This is a genomic window from Sphingomonas sp., assembly GCF_051962185.1.
Classification (GTDB): domain Bacteria; phylum Pseudomonadota; class Alphaproteobacteria; order Sphingomonadales; family Sphingomonadaceae; genus Sphingomonas.
This window is the reverse complement of sequence record NZ_JBQCCN010000051.1, coordinates 11,858-33,265: the sequence shown is the minus strand read 5'-3', so window position 1 is coordinate 33,265 and position 21,408 is coordinate 11,858. Positions and strand designations below refer to the sequence as shown.

General features: G+C 67.6%; 21 protein-coding genes. 3 read left to right on the top strand and 18 right to left on the bottom strand.

Annotated features, from left to right (window positions below; translation table 11 throughout):
• Positions 1–123: 123 nt before the first annotated feature.
• The 8 genes from ACTHJR_RS03365 to ACTHJR_RS03330 form a co-directional block, all read right to left on the bottom strand.
• The gene (locus tag ACTHJR_RS03365) at positions 124–711 is read right to left on the bottom strand and encodes an FMN-binding negative transcriptional regulator (RefSeq protein WP_440521681.1); all 588 of its coding nucleotides are present in this window, start codon (positions 709–711) and stop codon (positions 124–126) included.
• Positions 708–1,640, bottom strand: a complete 933-nt coding sequence (locus ACTHJR_RS03360) for an alpha/beta hydrolase (protein WP_440521680.1) — start codon at positions 1,638–1,640, stop codon at positions 708–710. Before ACTHJR_RS03360 ends, ACTHJR_RS03365 begins: the two co-directional genes overlap by 4 nt.
• Complete coding sequence (locus ACTHJR_RS03355) at positions 1,637–2,857, bottom strand: PepSY-associated TM helix domain-containing protein (protein ID WP_440521679.1); 1,221 nt, start codon at positions 2,855–2,857, stop codon at positions 1,637–1,639. The genes ACTHJR_RS03360 and ACTHJR_RS03355 overlap by 4 nt, the downstream gene beginning before the upstream one ends.
• A complete protein-coding gene (locus tag ACTHJR_RS03350; protein ID WP_440521678.1) occupies positions 2,854–3,831 on the bottom strand; it encodes an alpha/beta hydrolase in 978 nt (325 codons plus the stop codon). Before ACTHJR_RS03350 ends, ACTHJR_RS03355 begins: the two co-directional genes overlap by 4 nt.
• Before the next feature lie 86 nt (positions 3,832–3,917).
• Positions 3,918–4,727, bottom strand: a complete 810-nt coding sequence (locus ACTHJR_RS03345) for a helix-turn-helix domain-containing protein (protein WP_440521676.1) — start codon at positions 4,725–4,727, stop codon at positions 3,918–3,920.
• Between the two features lie 94 nt (positions 4,728–4,821).
• Positions 4,822–5,259, bottom strand: a complete 438-nt coding sequence (locus tag ACTHJR_RS03340; RefSeq protein ID WP_440521675.1) for a hypothetical protein — start codon at positions 5,257–5,259, stop codon at positions 4,822–4,824.
• Positions 5,260–5,296: 37 nt separating this feature from the next.
• The gene (locus ACTHJR_RS03335) at positions 5,297–6,577 is read right to left on the bottom strand and encodes an amidohydrolase family protein (protein ID WP_440521674.1); all 1,281 of its coding nucleotides are present in this window, start codon (positions 6,575–6,577) and stop codon (positions 5,297–5,299) included.
• Complete coding sequence (locus tag ACTHJR_RS03330; RefSeq protein WP_440521673.1) at positions 6,574–7,968, bottom strand: amidohydrolase family protein; 1,395 nt, start codon at positions 7,966–7,968, stop codon at positions 6,574–6,576. The genes ACTHJR_RS03335 and ACTHJR_RS03330 overlap by 4 nt, the downstream gene beginning before the upstream one ends.
• A 337-nt stretch (positions 7,969–8,305) precedes the next feature.
• Here ACTHJR_RS03330 and ACTHJR_RS03325 point away from each other — a divergent pair, with 337 nt between their 5' ends.
• From ACTHJR_RS03325 to ACTHJR_RS03315, 3 genes are all read left to right on the top strand, one after another.
• Complete coding sequence (locus ACTHJR_RS03325; protein ID WP_440521672.1) at positions 8,306–9,310, top strand: formylglycine-generating enzyme family protein; 1,005 nt, start codon at positions 8,306–8,308, stop codon at positions 9,308–9,310.
• 142 nt (positions 9,311–9,452) lie between these two features.
• On the top strand, positions 9,453–11,156 hold the full coding sequence (locus ACTHJR_RS03320; protein ID WP_440521671.1) for a sensor histidine kinase: 1,704 nt from the start codon (positions 9,453–9,455) through the stop codon (positions 11,154–11,156).
• Positions 11,134–11,763: a response regulator gene (locus ACTHJR_RS03315; protein WP_440521670.1), complete on the top strand. Its 630-nt coding sequence runs from the start codon at positions 11,134–11,136 to the stop codon at positions 11,761–11,763. The genes ACTHJR_RS03320 and ACTHJR_RS03315 overlap by 23 nt, the downstream gene beginning before the upstream one ends.
• Here ACTHJR_RS03315 and ACTHJR_RS03310 read toward each other — a convergent pair.
• Genes ACTHJR_RS03310 through ACTHJR_RS03265 form a run of 10 tightly spaced genes read right to left on the bottom strand, consistent with a single transcriptional unit; the run spans position 11,727 to position 21,407 of the window.
• On the bottom strand, positions 11,727–12,332 hold the full coding sequence (locus ACTHJR_RS03310; RefSeq protein ID WP_440521668.1) for an A24 family peptidase: 606 nt from the start codon (positions 12,330–12,332) through the stop codon (positions 11,727–11,729). The two genes, ACTHJR_RS03315 and ACTHJR_RS03310, sit on opposite strands and share 37 nt — an antisense overlap.
• Complete coding sequence (locus ACTHJR_RS03305; RefSeq protein ID WP_440521667.1) at positions 12,329–13,141, bottom strand: hypothetical protein; 813 nt, start codon at positions 13,139–13,141, stop codon at positions 12,329–12,331. Before ACTHJR_RS03305 ends, ACTHJR_RS03310 begins: the two co-directional genes overlap by 4 nt.
• Positions 13,138–14,157, bottom strand: a complete 1,020-nt coding sequence (locus ACTHJR_RS03300) for a LytR C-terminal domain-containing protein (protein WP_440521666.1) — start codon at positions 14,155–14,157, stop codon at positions 13,138–13,140. Before ACTHJR_RS03300 ends, ACTHJR_RS03305 begins: the two co-directional genes overlap by 4 nt.
• 4 nt (positions 14,158–14,161) lie before the next feature.
• The gene (locus ACTHJR_RS03295; RefSeq protein ID WP_440521665.1) at positions 14,162–15,127 is read right to left on the bottom strand and encodes a type II secretion system F family protein; all 966 of its coding nucleotides are present in this window, start codon (positions 15,125–15,127) and stop codon (positions 14,162–14,164) included.
• A 4-nt stretch (positions 15,128–15,131) separates the two neighbouring features.
• Entirely contained in the window at positions 15,132–16,133 is a 1,002-nt protein-coding gene (locus ACTHJR_RS03290) for a type II secretion system F family protein (RefSeq protein WP_440521664.1), read from the bottom strand.
• Positions 16,133–17,503 carry a CpaF family protein gene (locus ACTHJR_RS03285; RefSeq protein WP_440521663.1) on the bottom strand — a complete coding sequence of 457 codons (1,371 nt, stop codon included), beginning with the start codon at positions 17,501–17,503 and terminating at the stop codon, positions 16,133–16,135. The genes ACTHJR_RS03290 and ACTHJR_RS03285 overlap by 1 nt, the downstream gene beginning before the upstream one ends.
• A complete protein-coding gene (locus tag ACTHJR_RS03280; protein WP_440521662.1) occupies positions 17,503–18,690 on the bottom strand; it encodes an AAA family ATPase in 1,188 nt (395 codons plus the stop codon). The genes ACTHJR_RS03285 and ACTHJR_RS03280 overlap by 1 nt, the downstream gene beginning before the upstream one ends.
• A 25-nt stretch (positions 18,691–18,715) precedes the next feature.
• A complete protein-coding gene (locus tag ACTHJR_RS03275; RefSeq protein ID WP_440521660.1) occupies positions 18,716–19,333 on the bottom strand; it encodes a TadE/TadG family type IV pilus assembly protein in 618 nt (205 codons plus the stop codon).
• Positions 19,330–19,827 carry a TadE/TadG family type IV pilus assembly protein gene (locus ACTHJR_RS03270; RefSeq protein WP_440521659.1) on the bottom strand — a complete coding sequence of 166 codons (498 nt, stop codon included), beginning with the start codon at positions 19,825–19,827 and terminating at the stop codon, positions 19,330–19,332. Before ACTHJR_RS03270 ends, ACTHJR_RS03275 begins: the two co-directional genes overlap by 4 nt.
• 5 nt (positions 19,828–19,832) lie before the next feature.
• The gene (locus tag ACTHJR_RS03265) at positions 19,833–21,407 is read right to left on the bottom strand and encodes a pilus assembly protein TadG-related protein (RefSeq protein ID WP_440521658.1); all 1,575 of its coding nucleotides are present in this window, start codon (positions 21,405–21,407) and stop codon (positions 19,833–19,835) included.
• Between the last annotated feature and the right edge of the window lies 1 nt (position 21,408).

Below are 21,408 nucleotides of genomic sequence, written 5' to 3'. Positions count from 1 at the left end.
GGTGGAGGGGGCCCGCGACAAACGCGCAACAAGCGAGAAGGTGAGTGGGGTCGTGGGCCCCCTCCACCACCGGCCTTACGGCCGGCGGTCCCCCTCCCCGTTCCGGGGAGGAATTTAGAAGTCCTATCGCGCCGCCAACATCCAGCGGGTCAGGTCGCTGTCGCCCATCCCCGCGACGATCGCGTCGAACACCTCGCCGCGCTCGTCCTGGCCCAGTTTGAAGCGCGCGCGCCAGCCGGTGATCGTCGCCCGGAAACCGGTCACGCGCTCGCGCAGCGCGGTGTAGCGCGACCCCAGGGCGTCGGTGGTCCACGGCTCGGCGCGGTCGCGCTCCATGTGCGCGACCAGGCGTTGCAGCGCCTCGTCGGTAAGCGCCGGGTCGATCGCGACTTCGGCCTCGATCGCCGCGACGGCGAAATTCCACGTCGGCGCCCAATCCTTGTCGGACAGCCATTCGGGCGTGATATAGCCGTGCGGCCCCTGAAACAGGAAAAGCCCGCGCGGCTGTGCGCCGAACGCAGCGACCAGCGGATGCTTGCGCGGCAGATGCCCGAGCAGCGACACCGGCGCGCCGTCGACGTCGCGCTCCAGCAGCAACGGCATCGGCGTGGCGTAAGCGGGCGCGCTGGGCGCGACGATCCACGCCAGCGGATGTTCCCCGATCAGCCGGGCGAGATCGTCATGCGTGACTTCCGAGAACGCGCCGCTCATGGCCGCAGTACGCCCTTGAGCCAGCCGGCTGCCTCGCTCATCGCGCGATCGGCCAGCGCCGAGATGCCGACCGCCTCGAGAAAGCTGTGCGTGGCGCCGGGATAGACCCGCGCGTCGACCGCGACACCGGCCGCGCGCAGCCGTGCCGCCATTTCCAGATTCTCGTCGAGCAGGATGTCGCACTCGGCGACGCACAGGAACGTCGGCGGCAGGTCGCGCAGGTCGGCGCGCAACGGCCGGGCAAGCGGGTCGTCGGCGGCTGCGGCCGAGGGCCCAAGGTAGTTTTCCCAGAATTCCGCCATCTCGCTACTCGTCAGCATGAACGCATCGCCGTCATAGCGCGCGTGCGACGTGCGGGGCACGTTATCGAACGCTCCGTAGTTGAGCAGCAACGCCTGCACCGGATGGCCGGCGTCGCGCAGCTTCAGTGCACTGGACAGCGCGAGATTGCCGCCGGCGGAATCGCCGCCCAACGCGATCCGCGTCGCATCGATCCCATACGCCGCGCCATGGTCGCGCAGCCAGGCGCACACCGCGCCGATCTCGTCGAGCGCGACGGGGAAACGAACCTCGGGCGACAGGCTATAGTCGACGCCGACCACGACGCAGCCGCTGCGCGCCGCATATTCGCGCATCAATCGATCGTGGGTGTCGATGCTGAACAGCATCCAGCCGCCGCCGTGCAGATAGACCAGCGCGGGCAGCATCGCGGCCTCGCTCGGGCGATGGATGCGGATGCGGGTGGTTCCGACCGCCAGGGTCTCGGTATGCGCCATGACCGGGCCGCCCTCGATCCATGGCTGGCGGACGCGCTCGGCAACCGCGCGACGCTGGGCGAGGTCGCCGGGATCGCCGCCCGACAGACGCGCATAATCCGCCGACGTGCGGGCGTGGAAGATGCGGATATCGGGATCGAGCTCGGTCGTCATTGCGCGGGGGCCTTTGTTGTCGCGATGGTGTTTGCCTGGCGCTTGGCCGCGGCGGTGCGCGCCGCGACGCGCGACTTGCGCTTCTTCCACCAGACGTAGAATCCGGTCACCGCCATTTCGATCGTCGCGAGACCGAGCAGGAAGATGAGCGCGACGGTCGGCCATCCCGCCACTTTCCCGCTGTGCAGCGGGTAGAGCATGCGGATCATCACCAACCCGGCGCTGTCGCTATAGGGATCGACGACATGCGCGTAGCGGCCGGTGCGGGCGTCGAAATAATAATATACCGGGCCCAGGTCGCGATAATTGAGCCGCCCGTCATTGGTCAGCGTGACGCCGTACAGGTTCCAGCTCGGCACGTAGATCGCGGTCGCCGGCGTCCACTTCAGCCCGTCCTTCGCCGCCTGTCGCTCGGCGAGCGTCACGGCATCGGCAAAGCCGAGCGTGGGTCTGGCGCCATCGGGAAACGGCGCCGGCCGGTCGAACAGCGTATGCTCGAGCGGCGCCATCCGCGTCACCACGGGTTCATAGGCCTCGCTGTAGAAGTTCAGGCAAATCGAGGTGAAGGCCAGGATCGTCACGCCGATCAGCAGCCACAGGCCGGTCGAGCGATGCACGTCGAGCATCAGCCGCGCGAACATGCTCTTGAAGCTGAAACGCCACATCCGCTTCCAGCTTTTCCAATAAGGCGCCTTGCGCGGCCAGGTCAGATAGACGCCGACCAGGTTGCTGAGGAACCAGATCAGCGCGACCAGTCCCATCAGCCATCGCCCCCAGTCGCCTGCGAGCAGGGTGTAGTGGAATGCCTTGATACCCTCGGCGAGGCCGCGCCGTCCCCAGCCGGGCCCGCTGTGACGGGTGCCGACGATATGGCCGTCGTTGCGGTCGACGAAAAGCTGGTCGTAATCGATCGGCCTGGCGCCGGGCGCGGCGCCCACGTCGACGGGGATCGTGTCGCCCGCATCCACGTGCAGCGGGAAGGACAGGATCTGCAGGTCGGGCCGCGCCGCGCTCAGGCTCTCCATCGCGACCAGCGGGTCGAGCGGCGCCGAGGCGTCGGTCCTGACGAACAGGTCGCGATTGAGCGCGCGGTCGAGCGGCTGCATGAAGCACAGCACGCAGCCAGTGACCGCGGCGATGAGCAGGAAGCCCATCATCGTCAGCCCGGAATAACGGTGGATCTGGGTCCACAATTCGCGGCGGTCGTTCTGGGTCATCGCGCCGCCGCCACCGTTTCCGCCATGGCGGGAAGAGCGACCAGCCAATCGGCAGCATCGGCGATCGCGCGTTCGGCCAGCGCCGACACCGACATCGCCTCGACAAAGCCGTGTACCGCGCCGCGATAGACATTGAGCTCGGCGATCCCGCCGGCGTCCCGAATGCGCTCGGCCATGATCTCGCTCTGCTCGGCGATCAGGTCGATCTCGGCGACGATGAACAGCGCGGGCGGCAGGCCGGCAGGGTCGGCGGTCAGGATATTGGCGAGCGGGTTGTTCCGGTCGGCGGCGTCGCCGATGTAATTGTTCCAGAAGAAATCGGCTTCGCTCGCGGTCAGGATCGCGTCGTCGCCGCCGAACTTCGCGATCGCCTCGGCCGATTTGTCCGGCGACAGGCCCGGATAATTGAGCACCAGTGCCTTCAGGGCGTCGGGCTCGCCGCGGTCGCGAAGCACCATCGCCGCCGCCAGCGACAGATTTCCGCCCGCCGAATCGCCGCCGATCGCCAACCGGTCGCCATCGATCCCGATCGTGCCGCCATGCGCGACGAGCCATTCGACGCAGGCGACGATCCGCTCCAGCGCGACCGGGAACTTCGCCTCTGGCGACAACGGATAATCGAGCCCGATCACCGTCATGCCGCTGCGTGCGGCATATTCGCGCATCAGCCGATCGTGCGTGTCGATGCTGAAAAAGGTGAAGCCGCCGCCATGGAGGTAGATCAGCGCCGCGCTGCGCTGTCGCGCGTTAGGCCGATAGAGGCGCGCGCGCATCGGGCCGCCGGGAAGATCGAACAGGTGTTCCTCGGTTGCGTACATTGCCGGCCCGCCCTGGCGCCAGGGCCGCCGCACCTCTTCCACTACGCGGCGGGCCTCCTCGGCCGGCAGCGTCATGACGTCGGGATGGCGCGCATAGGCCGCGGCCACGCCGTCGACGAAGATCTGGAGTTGCGGATCGATCGAGGGAACGGTCATCGAAAGCCATGCCGGGGAAAGAATAGTCCCGGCATAGAGCAATCGCCGCGATGGTGTTGTCGCTATCGGGTTTATCGCTCGTGAGATCAGGCCGTTGCCGCGCCGTTGCCGGCGCGGGGGGGGGCGGCGGGATGCCGCACCTTGGCCAGATAGGCGCTGGGGACGACGCCGAACGCGCGGTGGAACATCGCGGTGAAGGCGCTGGGGCTTTCGTAGCCGACCTCGAACGCCACCGTGGTGATCGGCTGGCCCAGGGCGAGGCGTTGCAGCGCCGCCATCAGTCGGACTTGCTGCCGCCAGGTCGCGAACCCGGCGCCGGTCTGATCCTTGAACAGCCGCGTGAATGTGCGGCGGCCCATGCCGGCGACGCTCGCCCAATCGTCGATGTCGCGCTGGTCGGCGGGGTCGTCGATCAGGGCATGGCAGACGCGCAGCAGCCGCCGGTCGCGCGGCATGACGATTTCGCTCGGCGTGCTCGGCATCCGCTCGATCTCGTCGAGCAGCAATTGCGCCAGTTTTCCTTCGCGCCCGGCGAGATCGTAGCCGACCGGGAAATGCCCGACCTCGAAGATCAAGGCGCGGACCAGTTCCGACACTTCGAACACCCGACATTCCTGCGGCTGGCGATCGAGCGCCGGGTCGATGTAGAGCGTGTAGGTCGATACCGTGGCGCTGCAATGCACCTCGTGCATCATGCCCGCCGGGATCCAGATCGCGCGGTGCGGCGGCAGCATGAAGCTGCTGCTTTCGGTGATGACCGAGATCGTGCCGAACGCCGAATAGGACAATTGCGAGCGGTGATGGCAATGCAACGGGTCGACGAAGCCCGCGGGATATTCGTCGGCGAACCCGATGATCGGGCGCGAATGAAGGGGATAGTCGCTGGAGCGCTTCACCACGGGGCATCCGATCGCTTGCGGCTCATGCGGGCCGATGCCCGCATCGCCCCGATTACAGGCGTTGTGCCGCCGACCGTCAAGTCCCGCGGGGTCACGGCTTGGCGGCACTGGCGAGATAGTCCTTGGCGGTGGTCGGACCGGTGACGAACGTGTCGGTATGGCCGGCGATATATTTGCGGATTTCAAAGAAGAAATCCGCGCCCGACGGCAGGCCGACCTTCTTCCATGCCGCATCGAGCGCGGCCGCCTTGTCCTTGGGCGTTTCGGCGGGCTGGATCAGCAGATAGTCCCAATCGGCACCGTCGCTATGGACGTACAATTGCCGCGGCGGCAGCCCGGCCAGGCGATTGGCCTCGTCGCACAAGGCGATGAAGCGCAGGAACGCTTCCTGCTGGCCCGCGACGACGCGATAGATCTCGACCACCTGATGCTGAAAGGCCGGCGCCGCCGGTGCCGGAGCGGGCTGCGCGCTCTGCGCGAAAGCCGGGGTCGCGACGCACATCAGCACGATCGGCAGCAGGTGTTTCATGTCGTTGCTCCTCTGAAATCCAGTCGGGTGTCGCCGGTCAGCGATAGGCGGCCGGCATCGGATCGTTCGCGCGGGCCGGCGCATAGCGGTCGCGCAGCGCGGTTTGCCGGGTCGATAGCGATGCCTGGACGCCCTTCACGAACACCGCGACCGGCGCGCTCGCCGGCTCGAGCGGGTCGCCGTCCCAGATGACGACATCGGCGTCGGCGCCGGGCGCCAGCGTGCCGGCATTGGCCAGGCCCCAGATGCGCGCCGGGCCGGCGGTCATCGCCTTCAGCCCGTCGGCGTAAGGCAAGCCGTTGGCGACGGCGATCCCGGCACCTTCGCGCATGTCGATCCCGGCGTCGTAGCTGAGGTAGATGCCGTTGCCAGAAACCGAGAAAGCGATCGTCACCCCCGCTTTCGCCAGCAGCGCCGCATTGTCGAGCCGCGCGCCCAGCGCGTCGAAGGTCTGCGGCAGATCGGCTTCCGGGTCGAGGATCACCGGGATCCCCGCCGCCGCCAGCGCGTCGGCCGCGCGCCACGCCTCGGCGCCACCCAGGATCACCACGCGCACCTTCTGGTCGGCGGCGAGGCGGATCGCCTGGCGGATGTCGGATTCGCGATCGGCCTGGATCGCCAGCGGCATCCTGCCGGCGATCACCGCGCCCAGCGCCTCGATATCGGGACGGTCGAGCAATTGGTCGCGCGGCCCCGCCGATCGCGGCGCGGTGGCGAAGCGGCGCGCTTCGTCGAGCGCATTGCGCAGCAGCACCCATTGCGCGGCGCGCGAGCCGCCGGCCTTGGCCTGGGTGGTATTGCCGATCGCCGCGAACATCGCCGCGCGCGGCGTTTCCAGCACGTCGCCATCGGGCACCAGGCGGATCACAGCGCCCATGCCGGAAAAGGGCGTCGTCGCCGCCCCGCCCGGATAGGTCATCGCCCGGGTCACGCCGTCGGCGCGCGCCACCGGCAGCAATGCGGAATTGGCGTTGATCGCATATTGCACGTCGAACGCCGGACCCAGTGGCCCGCTGGCGACCGCCTGATCGTCGGTATCGCGCGCGCCGAGCACCTCGACCAGGCCGAGCTGGGTGGCGGCACCGATCAGGCCGGGCGTCACGACACGGCCGGCGGCGTCGATCACCCGGGCACCCGCGGGCACCGGTCCGTGCGCCACGACCGAGCGGATCCTGGAGCCGTCGAGCACGATGGTGGCATCGTCGATCGGCGCGCTCGCCACCGGCATGGCGCGGGCATGGACGATCGCGATCGTTTGCGCCGCCGCCATGCCCGGCAGCGCGACCAGCACCAGCGTCGCGAGCAGCGCGCGGATCATGGCCGCGCTCCCGGTGCGCGGCCGAGCTCGAAATCGGAGCGCGGCTGATACCGGCGATCGAGCCGGTCGTAGGCGACGGCGCCGTCGATGAACACGGTATCGGCGCGCGCGAACACGCTGAACGGGTCGGCCGACCAGATCACGACATCGGCATTGTGCCCGGGCACCAGGCTGCCGATGCGATCGCTAAGCCCCAGCGCGCGTGCCGGATTGCTGGTCACCCAGGAGATGACATGCTCGGGCGGCAGCGTCAGCCCGGCGCGCCGGCCGGCGGCGGCGGCCTTGCCCGCCTCGATATTGAGCCATTGGCCGAGCACCGGCGAGTCCGAATGCATCATGACGCAGCCGCCGGCCTCGTCTACGAACGCCGCGTTCTCGCGGATGCCGTCGAGCGCCTCCATCTTGTAGCCCCACCAATCGGACCACACGACCGCGCAGACGTGATTGGCGGCGAGCAACGGCGCGATTTTGTAGGCCTCCACCGCGTGATGGAAGGCGGCGATGCGGAAGCCGATCTCGCGGCTGAGGTCCATCATCACCGCCATTTCGTCGGCGCGATAGCAATGCATCTGGACCGGGATGGCGCCGGTCAGCACGCCGGCCAGCGTGTCGAGCCTGGGGTCGTCGACCGGCCGGTCGTCGTCCTTGCCGGCCAGATATTCGTCCCATTCGTGCATATAGTGCCGCGCCTGGGCGAAGGCGTCGCGGATATAGGCGATCTCGCCCTGGCGGCTGGTCGGCCCGCGTTTGAGCTCGGCATCCTCTGACTTGGGATTCTCGCCGCACGCCATTTTCATGCCCTGGCCGGCGCCGGGGAATTTCATCGCTTGCATGGTCGGCGCCGAGATCGGTTTCAGGATGACCGATCGGCCGCCGAAGATCGGGTCCGACCCCGGCAGGACCTGCATCGTGGTCACTCCTCCGGCCAGCGCGCGCGAGAAAGCGGGGTCCTGCGGGTTGACCGCCGTCTCGATCCAGGTGCCGGCGGCGTTCGGGTCGCTCAACTCGCTGACGTCGGAGGATTTGTCGTCGATCGTCGTCAGCGGCACGACATAGGTGCCGTCATGGCTGTGGATGTCGATGATGCCGGGCGTCACCCAGCGGCCGTGCGCGTCGATCACGGTCGTGCCCGCCGCCTGCAGGTCGTGCCCGATCGCGACGACCTTGCCGTCGCGCATCAGCAATTCGCCGTCGTCGATGCGATGGTCGGCCCCGTCGAGAATGGTAGCGTGGACGATCAGCGTGTCGGTGCGCGGCAGCGGCCGGTAGGTGCTGGGAAACAGGTCGCGCATATAGGGCGCGCGGTCGTCGCGCGGCGATCGCGTGCCGGCGGTCGCGCCGACGGCGAGCACGGCCATTGCCAGGCCCAGGAAGCGCCTGTGTCGCTTCACCCCATGTCCTCCCCGGCTGCGCTCGGTTCACCCAGGATACCGGCGTTGCGCTCATCCGACCATAAGGCGGCGTGCGAACAGCGCTATCGCGTTCGGGCCACTTTCGCCCCGCGACAGGCGGAATGTGGGGTCCTGGAGTAAAAGCTCATCCGCCCGAACCGGCTGTCGCGTTCACTTCGATATTGTCGATCGCCCGCGGCCACGGACAGCGCACTTTGTTCGGCGCGGTCCGGCGCGTATCACCGTCCGAACATACCGTTCGAGCGGCGAGGAGGCGAGCGATACTGGCACGATCGAGGGGCGCGGCCGACGTATGAAAATTTCGGCTGCCTGCGTAATGGCATCGGGTCTGGCGGCGATCGCGTTGCTCGCCGGCTGTGGTTCGCGCGATCGCGCGGGCCGTGAAGCTACCGCGGCCGTGGCTCGTCACTGCGCGACGCTGGCCGACACGCCGGTCGCGCTGCCCGGCGGCACCTTCCTGATGGGCGAGGACGACGTCTATCGCGAGGAAGGCCCGGCGCGCCGGGTATCGGTGCGCGGCTTCCGGATCGATCCGCACGAAGTCACCAATCGCCAGTTCGCCGCCTTCGTCGCCGCGACCGGCTATGTCACCGTCGCCGAGAAACCGGTCGATCCGCGTCAGTTCGCCATGCCCCGGGATCGCATTCCGCCCAATATGCTCAAGCCTGGCTCGGCGGTGTTCCGCCCGCCGTCCACGCCGTCCAACGACTATCGCGACTGGTGGCAATATCTGCCGGGTGCCAATTGGCGGAGGCCCTATGGCCCGGCCGGCCCCGCCGACCGCCCCGACGAACCGGTGGTGCATGTCGCTTATGCCGATATGCTGGCCTATGCGCGGTGGCGCGGCGGGCGGCTTCCGACCGAGGCGGACTGGGAATATGCCGCCGCCGCCGGCGCGCCCTCGACTCGCACCCAGCCGACCGAGGCCAATACCTGGCAGGGCGTGTTCCCGAGCCTCAATCTCGACCAGGACGGCTTCAAGGGAATCGCGCCCGTCGGCTGTTACAAGCCCAACGCCTTCGGGCTGTACGACATGATCGGCAATGTCTGGGAAATGACGTCGGATTTCTACGCGCCCGGCCACGATCCGGCCGCCCCGGCCGACGATCCGCACGGGCCGAGCGCGGCCAGCGTCGCCGGCGCAGGAGGGGTGCCGACGCATGTCATCAAGGGCGGCAGCTACCTTTGCGCGCCCAATTATTGCCAGCGTTACCGGTCGGCGGCGCGCGAGGGACAGGATTCGGGCCTGGGTACCACCAATATCGGTTTTCGACTCGTCTACAATCGCGTGCCCACGGCGCGGGTAATCGGACGCCGCTGAGACGCGCTCAACGACGATTATGTCCGATCTCGGGCCTCTGCCTTGCGTATTTGCTCTGACAACGCCGCTCGCGATGGTGTAGGGTCCGTCAGGTCGTTTACCGGGGGGTGAAGGCGACTTGACGAGTGAATTGACGGGAAGGATGCGAGCCGCGCTGCGGCGCGATTTCGGCTATTCGGGCGCACACGACATCGTGGCGGCTGGGCGCGTCCTGCTGGCGACGATCGCGATGGGAATCGTGCTGCGCACAACCTTTCCGTTGCCCGCGCTCGAGCGCGCCGTGCGGCTGTGCTTCGCCGGCTATCTGACATTGGCGGTCGCCACGCTTCTGGCGCGGCTGGTGTCGTGGAAGGCGACCGGAGTGATGCGGCGGATCAGCGCCGTCGCCGACGAGGTACTGGGGCTGGCGGTGCTGGTCTTCTATCCCGTTCTGACCGTTCTGCGGCTGCCGTTCATTATCTTTCTGTTGGTGATCAAGCGTCTGCAATCGAGCATCGCCAGCGTCGCGATCGAATATCTGATCCTGGCGGCAATCGTGCTGTTGCACGATCGCATCGCCTCGTTTTGGCCGGCGATCCCGCGTGCCGGCTGGGACCAGCAACTGCTTCAGTTCACCATGTTGACGTTCGTCGCAGCCGCCGCGCTGGTGGTGAAGATGCGCCAGGCCGATGCGACGTCGAGCGATCGCTGGAACGGCGAATTGCTCGCGACCGGTATCCGCGCACGATCGATGCCGATCGAGGAGATATCGAAGCGGCTGGCGGGTCGGTTCCAGGCGCGGATCGTGCTCGTCTGCTGGAAAGGAGGCGAAAACGCGACCGGCCATTTCTATCGGTTCGAGGGCGACGCGCTGACCGAGATCGAACCGGCGGCGGGGGGCGCCGAACGGATGCTGTTGCCGACGGGCTGGGACGAGGCGTTCCTGTGGGAAAAGCGGACCGGCAAGGCTCTGGTCAATAGCAAGCCCGGCGCGGGGGCCGCCGTTCGCGCGGTCGAACCCGGCTTCCTGCCGGACGACCTTGTCGAGGGCGCGGCGGTGGTCGGGGCGATGCCGATCGCGGCGAACGCGATGGAAGGCTATGTCTATCTCGTCGGGCTGCCCCGCGTGTCGGAAATTCTGCTCGGGCAAGTCGCCGCCGCCGGCCATGCGGTCAGCGCGACGCTCGATCGCTATCAGATGTTCGAGGCGTGGCGAGAGAATGCCTTCGCCAACGCGCGCCTCGATATCAGTCGCGACATGCACGACAGCGTCCTCCAGACGCTCGCCGGGTTGCGCCTCCAGGTCGCCGTGCTGATGAAGGATCCGGACATGCCGGTGCCACTGCGGCAACAGCGGCTGAAGGGACTGGAATCGATCATCTCCGCCGAGCAGGCCTGCCTGCGCGAACTCGTCAACGACAGCGCGCAGCCGGTCGGCGAGCGGATCGATCTCGCCAGCCACCTGGCGCAGCGGGCGGAGCTGCTGTCGCGGCAATGGGGAATCGACTGCTCGGTCCAGGCCGAGCCGCCCGTGCTTCCGGTCTCGCCGGATATCGCGCTGGAGGTCGAGTTCCTGGTGCGGGAGGCGGTGTCGAACGCGGTTCAGCACGCCAAGGCGGCAGTGGTCAGGGTAGCCGCCGCGCTGCGTGATGAGGCGGTCCTGGTGTCGATCAGGAGCGACGGCGCCACGATGATCGAAACCGCCGCGGACGGCGCCGATGTCGAAGGCATCCTGTCGCGGTCGCTGACCAAGCGAGTCAAGGCGCTCAACGGCCGCGCTTATGCCGACCCGATGGAGCGCGGGGTATTGTTGTCATTGAGAATTCCATTGAAAGTTGGTGTCTATGTCGAAGCTGCTGATCGTTGACGACCATCCCATCTTTCTCGAGGGGCTGCGCCAGTTTCTCGAGACCAACGGGCACCTGGTCGAGGACACCGCGCGAAGTTCGTCCGACGCGCTCGACCGCGTTGCGCGCGGCGCGTTCGATATCCTGGTGCTCGACGTCAGCATGGCGGACGGCGGCGGATTGCATATCCTGAGAACGCTGCGATCGGCGGGCAACCAGATCCCGATCGTCTTCCTCACGGTTGGTCTGAAACCGGCGGAGACAATGGAGGCGGTCAAGCTGGGCATCAACGGTATCGTCCTCAAGCACAACGACCCGAGCAATCTCATCACCTGCATCGAGGCGGTCAATCGCGGCGATACCTGGATCGACCCGACCATCATCGAGCGGGTGCTGAGGCGCAGTATGGCTGGTCAGGCGGTACCGGTCCTGCCGCAATACGGCCTGACGCGGCGGCAGGAGGAATTGGTCAAACTGGTCGGCGAGGGTCTGCGCAACCGAGAGATCGCCAAGCGCTGCGGCCTGACCGAGGGTACGGTCAAGCTCCACCTCCACCACATCTACGGCAAGCTCGGAATCAGCTCGCGCGCTCAGCTCATCATGATGCTGGCCGCCGAAGCGATGTAATGCGCGGTCGCGGGTCGTGTGTCGGTGGCGCCGACCCGCGGCCCGAGCAGGCTGGCCGGGTCGAGCGGTTGCGGCGTGGGTTGCGGATTGACGTTGCTCCCGGCGATGGCGAGCAGGGCGCCGCCCGAAATCGCCAGGCCGTACGGGATCGGCCCCTTCGCCTTGAGGCTGGGAATGGTGCCCGTTTCGGTGATGCCTGCCGGCAGCATCCGTCTGAGCGCGACGAACACGATGGCGAGTATCGCCCCACCGATCCCGATCCAGAGATAGAGCGCGGCCGCGCCCTTGAAATCGAACCACAAGGCGACCGCCGCCATCAGCTTGACGTCGCCCCCGCCCAGCCACCCGCGCGAGAACAGGAACAGGCCGCCGAGGAAGGTGGCGATGAAGACGACGGCGTTTTGCCAGAGCTCCCCGGTCCAGCCGCAGGCGTACAACCAGACCGGGAACAGCAGGATGACCGCGGCCGGAAACAGGTTCGAGATGCGCAGCTTCCACACGTCCATCGCGGCGGCAAGTACCAGCAGGCCGCACAGCGCGATCAGCGACAAATCGTGAAGCGAGATCATTTTCGGGGTTCCAGTGAAGAAAGCATTTTCGCGGTCGCGGCGGGAAAGACCGGCGCTGCGGCGATCGATTGGCTGAGCCAGGCGCGGGCGTCGTCGACCCGACCGGCGAGCAACGCCGCATAGCCGGCGTTCGACAGCCGCTCCGCCCAGCGCGCTGCTTCCTCGCCGGCCGGCCGGACCGGCGCTTCACCGAGCGAGGCGGCCGCGATGTCGAGATTGTTGGCGATCCTCAGGTCTTCGGGCGCGACAGCGCGCGCTTCGAGCAGCAGGGCCTTTGCCTCGGCATAGCGCCGTTCCATCAACAGCGAGACCGCCATGTCGTTCAGCAGCGACGGGCGCCGGCCGTCGAGCGCGAGCGCGCGGTCGTATGCCACCCGACTGTCGCTCCAATGCTCGCCCGCCGCGAGGGCGCGGCCAAGCTCCGACCATGTCTCGCCATCGGACGGACAGCGGGTGGTCGCCGCGCGCAGCAAGGCGATCGCCGGTTCGGTCTGGCGCAATTCGGTCGCCGCGATGCCGCGCCCGGCGATCACCCGACAATCGTCGCCCGCCGTCGTCGCGAGCTTGGCGAACGCCGCCGCCGCCGCTGCATAGCTTCCTTGGGCGAGCAGCAATTGCGCGCGCAGTATTGCGACTTCCGTCGTATCGGTATTGTCGCTGGGCAGCAGGTCGAGCATCGTCTGCGCCTGCACCAATCGCCCCGCCTTGATCGCGGCGTCGACCAGGCCGAGGTCGTCGGGCGGCGAGGCGGATGCGGCGGCGGATAAAGCGAGCGCCGCGAGCGGGAGCAGGCGGGCGTATGGGCTCATCGCCGTCGCCCGGCCAGCTTGGAGTCGGCCCGCAGCGCGTTGGCGCCGACGAGCAATTGAATCCGATTGGCGCGCGGTGCCGCATAGAGCCGCGTCGCGAAGGGTACTGCCCGCGCGAGCTTGCGCGCCGTCGTCTCACCCTGCGGCGGGTAGAGGATCCGGCTGGTCAGGATGCGCATCCCGCTGTCGCCGCGATCGAGCGGCCGCCAGCCGCGCCCGGCAAGATAGGCCTGGACCCGGCCGGCCACCCCTTTGCGGCCCACCGCATTGATCACCATCGTGTTGCGCAGCGCGCCCGGCGCGGATGGCGTGGCGATCGGTGCCGGCGTGACCTTGGGCGTGGTCGCCGGCGCGCGCGGCGGGATCGCCACCCATACGGTCGAGCTGCCGGCCGGGCTCGACGCCGGCGGCAGGATCAGATGGACGACGCCCAGCGCGATCTGCTCGAGCCGCGGCCCGCTCGGCGCGGGAGGCGGCGGCACGACCGGGACGACAGGGGCGACCGCGGCCACCACCGGCGGCTGTGGTGTCGGCGGTGTCGGTGCGGCCGCCACCGCGACCGCGGCGGGCTGCGCCGGCGCGGCGGGTGCCGTCGCCGCTGCCAGCATCGCGCGACGGTCGACGTCGAGCAATCCTGCCTCTTCGGTCCGGCCCTGCGCGGTCAGCGACGCCGCATAGGCGCGATAATAACTCTCGTTGCGCGGGGCGAGGGCCAACGCCTTCTGGAAATAGACGTCGCTCAGGTCGTAGCGCTGCAGCCGGTCGTAGCAGAGCGCGAGTCCCTCGATCGCGGCCGCGTCGTCGGGCGTGGTGACGAGCAGGCGGCGATACATCTCGATCGCCAGCCCGTAATTGCCGTCCGCGAGCAGCCTGGAAGCGGCGACCGACGACGCGGTGGCGTCCGCGGTGAACCGCGTTCCTTCGGGCAAGGCGGTTCGGCTCGCGGAAGACATGCAGCCCCCGGTCGCGGCGAGCAGGCCGGCGATGGCGACACGCAGGGGAAGATCGGGCCTCATCGCATCATCCTCCCATCATCGGAATGAGCTGGCGCACGACGCGGATCGCGGCGGGCAGCATCAGCACGCCGATCATCACCGGCAGCATGCACGCGACCAGCGGGATCGACAGCAGCACCGGCAGCTTGTGCGCCTTTTCCTGCGCCAGCATCTTGCGCCGCTCGCGCATCTCGCTCGCATAGACGCGCAGCGTCTGGCCGATGCTCGACCCCAGCTTGTTCGACTGGATCAGCAAGGTCGCGAACGACTGGATCTGGTCGACCGCCGCCCGATCGCCCATCCGGCGCAACGCTTCCTCGCGCCCGCGCCCGGCCCGCAACTCGAGCACGGTGGTCGCGAGCAGGCCGGCGATCAGCGGGTGCGACCGCGCCATTTCGCGCCCGACGCGGTCGAACGCCGCCTCCATGCCCAGACCCGCCTCGACACAGACCAGCATCAGGTCGAGCGCGTCGGGAAAGCCGTTGGTGATCTCCTGCTGCCGCCGCGACGCGCGCGCCGACACCCAGAGGTTGGGAAGATAGAGGCCCAGCACCGCCAGCACCGAGCCGAAGAAATAGAGCTTGAACAGCGACGGCGGCTCGCCGCGCGTCACCGTCGCGAGGACGAAGAGCAGCGGCAGGCCGAGCGTGGTGACGATACGGATCAGGGTGAACACGCGCGGCGCGCTGGGCGAGGTATAGCCGGCCGTCGCCAGCCGCGCGGTAAGAGTGGCGTTGTTGGTGTCGACCAGCGAGACGCCGCGCTTCTCGATCGCGCCGACCAACCGGCTCCAGGCGTCGGGAGCGGTGTCGCGCAGCGAGGCTACCGTGGTTTCGCTCTGTCCGGCGGCGGTGGCTTCGGCCAGGCGGCGGCGCACCGCGGCCCGCCCGGTGATCACGGTCGACACGCCGAGCACGATCATCACCACCACGATGAACAGCGCGGCGAGGACGGCGTAGCGCGGAAACTGCTGGATGATCGCTTCCCACATCGCGCTAGACCTTGATGTTGACCAGACGGCGGATCGAGACATAGCCGATCAGGTAGAGCCCGATCAGGCATCCGAACCCGAGCGAGAAAGCGGGGTCGCCGGCGACCTGAAGGTAGAAGATCGGATTGAGCAGGAACAAGGCGACGAACGCCAGGATCGGCAGCGCGGTCAGGATCGTCGCGGTCATCCGGCCTTCGGAACTCAGCGCGCGGACCATCAATACCATGCTGGCGCGATCGCGAATGACCTTGGACAGATTTTCCAGGATCTCGGCCAGATTGCCGCCGGTCTCGTTCTGGACCGACAGCGACACGACGAACATGCGCAGGTCGTCGAGGTCGCAGCGGTCCGCCATGTTCTGCAACGCGTCGCGCAGGTCGGCGCCATAGGCGACTTCGTCGGTGACGATGCCGAATTCGCTGCCGATCGGATCGGCCATTTCCTGCGTCAGCAGGTCGAGCGCCGCCGCCACCGGGTGGCCGGCGCGCAGGCCGCGCACGAAGATGTCGAGCGCGACCGGAAATTGCTCGGCCATCTTCTTGCGCCGGCGATCGGCGCGCTGCGCGATGATCATCAGCGGCAGCACCATGCCGGCCGCCACGGCGAACGCCGCCGCCATCAGCACGGTGCCCAGACCGATCGCGAAGCCCAGCGCCGCGGCGCCGAACAGCGTCAGCACGCACAGCACCGCGACCACCAGCAGCATCAGGAACAGCACGCGGCCGGGCGACATGCCGAACGCCGCGCTGCGCAACAGTCCGTCGAGCTTGTGGCCGGGAGCAGCGAGGAAGCCGGGCAGCTCGATCGAATCGCCCCAGGCGTCGCGGCGCAAGCGGGCGAGCACCTCGGGCCGGTCGAAGCCGCTCGCGATCAGGCGCAGGCGCTGGTTGATCGCCCGCGCGCCGCCGCGCTGAGTACGGTACCAGCGCATGCCGCCCTCGATCGCGAGGACGACGGCCGCGAAGACCAGGGCGAGGACCAGCAGGCGAATGGCGGCGGCCGACATCAGTCGAGCATCGCGTTGGGGTTGAAGATGTCGGCCGGCAGCCGGATGCCGCGATCCTCCAGCTCCTGCATGAAATGCGGCCGAATCCCGGTCGCCTCGAACCGCCCGAGCACGGTGCCATGCTCGTCGCGACCGGCGAGGCGGAAGCGGAAAATCTCCTGCATGGTGACGACTTCGCCCTCCATGCCGATCAGCTCGGACAGGCTGAGCAGGCGGCGGCGGCCGTCCGACAGGCGGCCGACCTGGATGACGACGTTGATCGCCGAGGCGATCTGCGCGCGGGCCGATCGCGGCGCGATGTCGATCCCGCTCATGCCGATCATCTGCTCGAGACGCGACAGGGCGTCGCGCGGGGTATTGGCATGGACCGTGGTCATCGATCCGTCGTGGCCGGTATTCATCGCCTGCAGCATGTCGAACGCCTCGCCGGCGCGGACTTCGCCGACGATGATGCGGTCGGGGCGCATGCGCAGCGCATTCTTGAGCAAGTCGCGCTGGGTGACCTCGCCATTGCCCTCGATATTGGCGGGTCGCGTTTCGAGCCGGGCGATATGTTCCTGCTGGAGCTGGAGCTCGGCCGAATCCTCGATCGTCACGATCCGCTCGGAATCGTCGATATAGGCGGACATGGCGTTGAGCAGCGTGGTCTTGCCCGAGCCGGTGCCGCCCGAGATCAGCACGTTGCGCCGCGCCTCGACGACCGCTTCGAGCACTTGCGCAACGGAGGCGGGAACCGAGCCCAGCGAGACCAGCCGCTGCATGTCGATCGGCACCCGCGCGAACTTGCGGATCGAGAGCAGCGAGCCGTCGACCGCGAGCGGCGGAATGATGGCGTTGACGCGCGACCCGTCGGCGAGGCGCGCGTCGACATAAGGCGACGCCTCGTCGACCCTACGGCCGACGGCGGCGACGATCTTCTGGATGATGCGCAGCAGGTGGCGCTCGTCCTTGAAGCGGATCGAAGTGCGCTCGAGCTTGCCGCGCCGCTCGACGAACACCGATTCGGCGCCGTTGACCAGGATGTCGGTGACGCTTTCGTCCTTGAGCAGCGGTTCGAGCGGCCCGAGCCCGAGCAATTCGTCGAGCACGTCGTTCACCAGCCGCTTGCGCTCGACCAGGTTGAGCGCGTGTTTCTGCAACGACAATTGCTCGTAGACGATCTCGCCGATTTCCGCCTCGATCTGGTCGCGCGACATCGTGTCGAGCGCGGACAGGTTGATCAGGTCGAGCAGGCGCTGGTGCAGCTCGACCTTCAGCGCGGTGTGGCGATCGTCCGCCTCCGCGCGCGCGGCCTCGTCCTTTTCGGCCGCGACCGCGGCCGCCGCCGCTCCCGCCCGGTCACCGGCGCGCCTGATCTGCCATGCGCTCATCAGGCACGCTCGAGCAGCATGTCGATGGCATCGAGCAGCTTGTTGAGGTCGCGCCCGACATGGCTCTTGGCCTTGATGTCGCCGATCGTCACGCCCCGGTTGAGCGCGGTGTTCATCAGCGCGAAGTCGTTGGTCACGCTCAGCCCGATCGGCCGGCCGATCGTCTCCGACGCGTCCTTCAGGTTGATCTGCTGGAACAGCTTCTTCTCGACGCGGTTGACGACCACCTGGATCTTCTCCGCCGGCACGCCGAGCTTGATCAGCAGGGCGAGCTGGCGCTGCGCCTGGCGCAGGCTGGCGATCGACAGTTCGACGACCAGGAAGACGACGTCCGATTGCGCGACCAGCGACAGCGACCAATTGGTCCAATCGCTCGGCAGGTCGAGGAACACGGTGCGATATTCGGCCGTCGCCATGTGGACGATGTCGCAAATCTGGTCGGTGCTGACCGTGTCGGTCGGCATCAGCTCGGCCGGCGCGGCGATGATCTTCAGGCCCGACCCGTGCGCGCTCGCGACCGAGGTCAGGACCGCGGGGTCGAGCCGCTTGCCGGCGTCGAGCAACTCGCTGATCGTCAGCGCGGGGCTCATGCCCAGATGCGTTGCGGCATTGCCGCCCTGCAGGTCGAGATCGAACAGGCACGTGCCGAAGCCGCGGTCGCCCTCGCGCTTGGCGTAGAGCGCCGCCGCCTGGGTCAGCAGCGCCGTGGCGCCGACGCCGCCGACGCTGGCGATGACCGACACCACTTTCCCGGTCGGCTCGCTCTGGACCTGGCTGCGTTCGATCTCCTCGCGCATGCGATCGATCACCGCCTCGAGGTCGCTGCGCACGAGCGGAAGCGCGATGACGTCCTTGATGCCGGCGCGGAGCAGCGCCTGCATGGTCGGGATCGACATGTTGCGCACCGCCGCGATGACGCCGATCGTCGGGTTCTCGACGTGCAGCCGGATCAGCCGCGCGAGCGAGGCCGGGCGATCGGGCCGCACTTCGATCACGATCACACGGGCACGCTTGATGATTTCCGCGGGCACCGGATCGTCGGGCTCGATCCTGCTGGTGTCCAGCGACATGCCGCCGACCACGCTGGGACCGAATTCGGCCGCCAGGACCTCCTCCTCGGACAGGACCAGTTCGGCTGCCGCACCGGGCCGCCTGATGGTCCAGCTATTGGGCTCGAATTCCGGCAACTCTACCGCTCCCACAACGCAACTCCTATTCCGCAGCACTGCCGTTGCCGTCTTCCAGCGTCAGCGCGGCACTGAACGACGGCAACGATACCGACGAGCTTCCGAAGAATTTGAACAGCATCGGCGCATAGGTCAGTCCGGTCAGCTTGATGGTGACCAGCGGCGCGACATCGCTGCCGTTCGGGTCTCCGGCGAAACCCAAGCCTGAATAATCATAATTGACCGTGACGTTGTCGGCGGTCAGCGACGGGTAGAAGCGCTGCATCCGCGAGACGATGTTGTTGAATTCGGTCGCATTGGCGGTGCCCAGCGACGGGCAGGTCGCACCGGTATTGCACGAACAGCTCACCGTCCCCGCGCTCGACTGACAGGTCGCGCCACCGAACGACGACTGCGGCACCGTGTTGCCCTGCGGGATGCCGCCGCTGGTGGCGAAACTGTAGGTCGCGAGCCCAGACGGAATCATGTCGGTGGCGACTGCGTAGCGTACGCCCATTTGCGTCGCCTTTTCGGCGCGATTGCACGTCCACAGGAAACGCCCGACGTCGACCGTGCCCAGCATGAAGGCGATGAGCAGCGGGAGCACCAAGCCGAATTCGGCGGCGGTCGAGCCGGCGGTGCTGCGGATGAGGCGAGCGATCATGCGCCCACCACCGCGGCTTGCGATTCCGCCTTGAGATGGATCGAGTTGCCCAGGCCGAACGACTTGAACAGCGATCCATAGGCCAGGTCGACCGACACCGTGACGATGGGAACGCCGCCGCTGACGCCGGTATAGATGCCCTTGTAGGTTCCGCTGGTGTCGCACGCGACGCTGACCGTGATCGTGCTGTCGTCGGTCCACCCGCGCAGACGAGGTGTCGTGCCGGTCAGCGTGTTGGTCCGCACCAGCGCCTTGGTCTTGGTGATGACGTCGCTTGACGCGCTGGAGCAGGTGAATTCGCTGAAATTGCGACGCGAGGCATAGCGCGCGCCATCGCGGACGGCCTTCACCACGACATGTTCGGACAGGAAATAGTCGCTGAGATCATAGGCGCCGAACATCAGCGCGAAGAAGATCGGCGAGACCAGCGCCATCTCGACCGCGGCGGAGCCTTCGGTTGCCCGGATCAGCGATCCTAGGGGGATGCGCACCATCGTCGTCACCGTATCAAATACGGAACGGCACGTTCGACGACCTGGCTGTTGGTCGCGCCGTTCGCTCCCGAAGAGGTGGTGCCGATCACCTCGACATACACTTCCTTGGCGTCGGTATAGGCGACTTTGTTGGCGCCGTTGCCGCCCGTGCGGCTGTAGGACGGTTCGACCAGGAACAGGTCGAGCCATTTCGCCACCGGAATCTGGCTAGTCTTGCCGTTGACCGACAGTGCGTTGCAGTTGAGCACGGCGGCCGAGATGCGGCGGCGGTCCAGAATATTCCCGCCCGGCGTCAATCCGGCGCGACCCGTGGCGGGGTTGCCGAAGCCGGTATTTTTCCCGCTGAGGGGTTGCGGGACGGCGATGCCGCGTGACTTTCCGCCGACTACGACGGTTTGATGGTTCAGCTCCCAATTATACACGTCGTAACGCGTCGCGGTCGCCGACAGCCCGGTGGCGGCCATCCAGGCGGATTGGCTGGCGTAACCGTAATTGACGCGAAAATAAGCGTCGCGGTCCCAGGAACCGTTGCCGATGATATTGCAGGCGCCGGCGGTCCCGGCGGGTACCGCGTGGCACATGTCGCGCGGATAGCCCATCATGTCGGGATCCGATCCGCCGGTGCTCGGCAAGGCGCCGACCGTCGTTGGACGATAGGGATTGGGCGATTCGGTCCAGGTGTCGTTGTTGCAGTTCGTTCCGTTGCTCGACTGGCAGACCAGATCCTTGCGCGTATTGGCCGAGGGCGAGCAGGTGCCGCCATCCTGTGACGGGCACGTGGAATTGCCGTTGGCGAAAATGTCGAACCGGGTATTGAGCGCCGACAGGACAGAGGCGCTCATGCCGGTCTTCGTAGTGACGCCGGTGATCGGCGAACAATCCCCCAGCGGATTGTTGTAGCCGAGCGCCTCCGCCAGCGCGTTGGCGCCGCTGCCGATGTTCGATTCGAGCCACCCGAAATTTCCGGGCGCGCTGGCATTGCCGGTCACCAGCTTCAGGCCGGTGCCTGCCGCGACCGTGAAGTCTGCGTTATAGTCGGTGTTGGTCGCCGTTTCCGCCGGGGTGCAGATCATGACCGGCGGCACCTGGCAGATTGCCTGGCCGAGACCGGCGGTCGCCGAGCCCCTCAGCGTTCCCGACCGGAACGCGGCGACCAGTGGCGTGAGCGCGAAGAACGTCTCCCGCCCGGCCGTGGTGACCTTGACCACCTTCGCCGCGGTCGGATCGGTCGTCACGTTGCCATAGGTGTCGGTCGACTGATTGTAGCCGTCGTAGAAGACGGGGGTCTGGATGGTGACTCCGCGACCCTGCCCATCATTCGCGAAGCGCGCGTTGTTGGCGATCAGGCTCTGCGCGGCGCTGGTCGCGCGCGTGATCGAATCCGACTTGCCGTCGAGCTGAGTGGCCGCCGCGAGCGCCGCTTGGTCGGCAGCGTCCTGCAATTCGGTGTCGAGACTGGCCATGCGCGCGTAATCGAACCCGATGCCTGCCACGCCGGCGATGGCGAACAGCGAAATCGCCACGATGGGCGCGACCGATCCGCTCTCCGATTTCCAGAGCTGCCGCGCCGCGCGTTTCATG

Bases quoted from the DNA above. Each gene is read 5' to 3' on its own strand.
- ACTHJR_RS03360 (WP_440521680.1), bottom strand. From the start codon at position 1,640: ATGACGACCGAGCTCGATCCCGATATCCGCATCTTCCACGCCCGCACG.
- ACTHJR_RS03325 (WP_440521672.1), top strand. From the start codon at position 8,306: ATGGCATCGGGTCTGGCGGCGATCGCGTTGCTCGCCGGCTGTGGTTCG.
- ACTHJR_RS03350 (WP_440521678.1), bottom strand. From the start codon at position 3,831: ATGACCGTTCCCTCGATCGATCCGCAACTCCAGATCTTCGTCGACGGC.
- ACTHJR_RS03270 (WP_440521659.1), bottom strand. From the start codon at position 19,827: ATGGTGCGCATCCCCCTAGGATCGCTGATCCGGGCAACCGAAGGCTCC.
- ACTHJR_RS03365 (WP_440521681.1), bottom strand. From the start codon at position 711: ATGAGCGGCGCGTTCTCGGAAGTCACGCATGACGATCTCGCCCGGCTG.
- ACTHJR_RS03295 (WP_440521665.1), bottom strand. From the start codon at position 15,127: ATGTGGGAAGCGATCATCCAGCAGTTTCCGCGCTACGCCGTCCTCGCC.
- ACTHJR_RS03310 (WP_440521668.1), bottom strand. From the start codon at position 12,332: ATGATCTCGCTTCACGATTTGTCGCTGATCGCGCTGTGCGGCCTGCTG.
- ACTHJR_RS03300 (WP_440521666.1), bottom strand. From the start codon at position 14,157: ATGAGGCCCGATCTTCCCCTGCGTGTCGCCATCGCCGGCCTGCTCGCC.
- ACTHJR_RS03340 (WP_440521675.1), bottom strand. From the start codon at position 5,259: ATGAAACACCTGCTGCCGATCGTGCTGATGTGCGTCGCGACCCCGGCT.
- ACTHJR_RS03335 (WP_440521674.1), bottom strand. From the start codon at position 6,577: ATGATCCGCGCGCTGCTCGCGACGCTGGTGCTGGTCGCGCTGCCGGGC.
- ACTHJR_RS03265 (WP_440521658.1), bottom strand. From the start codon at position 21,407: ATGAAACGCGCGGCGCGGCAGCTCTGGAAATCGGAGAGCGGATCGGTC.
- ACTHJR_RS03275 (WP_440521660.1), bottom strand. From the start codon at position 19,333: ATGATCGCTCGCCTCATCCGCAGCACCGCCGGCTCGACCGCCGCCGAA.
- ACTHJR_RS03355 (WP_440521679.1), bottom strand. From the start codon at position 2,857: ATGACCCAGAACGACCGCCGCGAATTGTGGACCCAGATCCACCGTTAT.
- ACTHJR_RS03290 (WP_440521664.1), bottom strand. From the start codon at position 16,133: ATGTCGGCCGCCGCCATTCGCCTGCTGGTCCTCGCCCTGGTCTTCGCG.
- ACTHJR_RS03315 (WP_440521670.1), top strand. From the start codon at position 11,134: ATGTCGAAGCTGCTGATCGTTGACGACCATCCCATCTTTCTCGAGGGG.
- ACTHJR_RS03285 (WP_440521663.1), bottom strand. From the start codon at position 17,503: ATGAGCGCATGGCAGATCAGGCGCGCCGGTGACCGGGCGGGAGCGGCG.
- ACTHJR_RS03320 (WP_440521671.1), top strand. From the start codon at position 9,453: ATGCGAGCCGCGCTGCGGCGCGATTTCGGCTATTCGGGCGCACACGAC.
- ACTHJR_RS03305 (WP_440521667.1), bottom strand. From the start codon at position 13,141: ATGAGCCCATACGCCCGCCTGCTCCCGCTCGCGGCGCTCGCTTTATCC.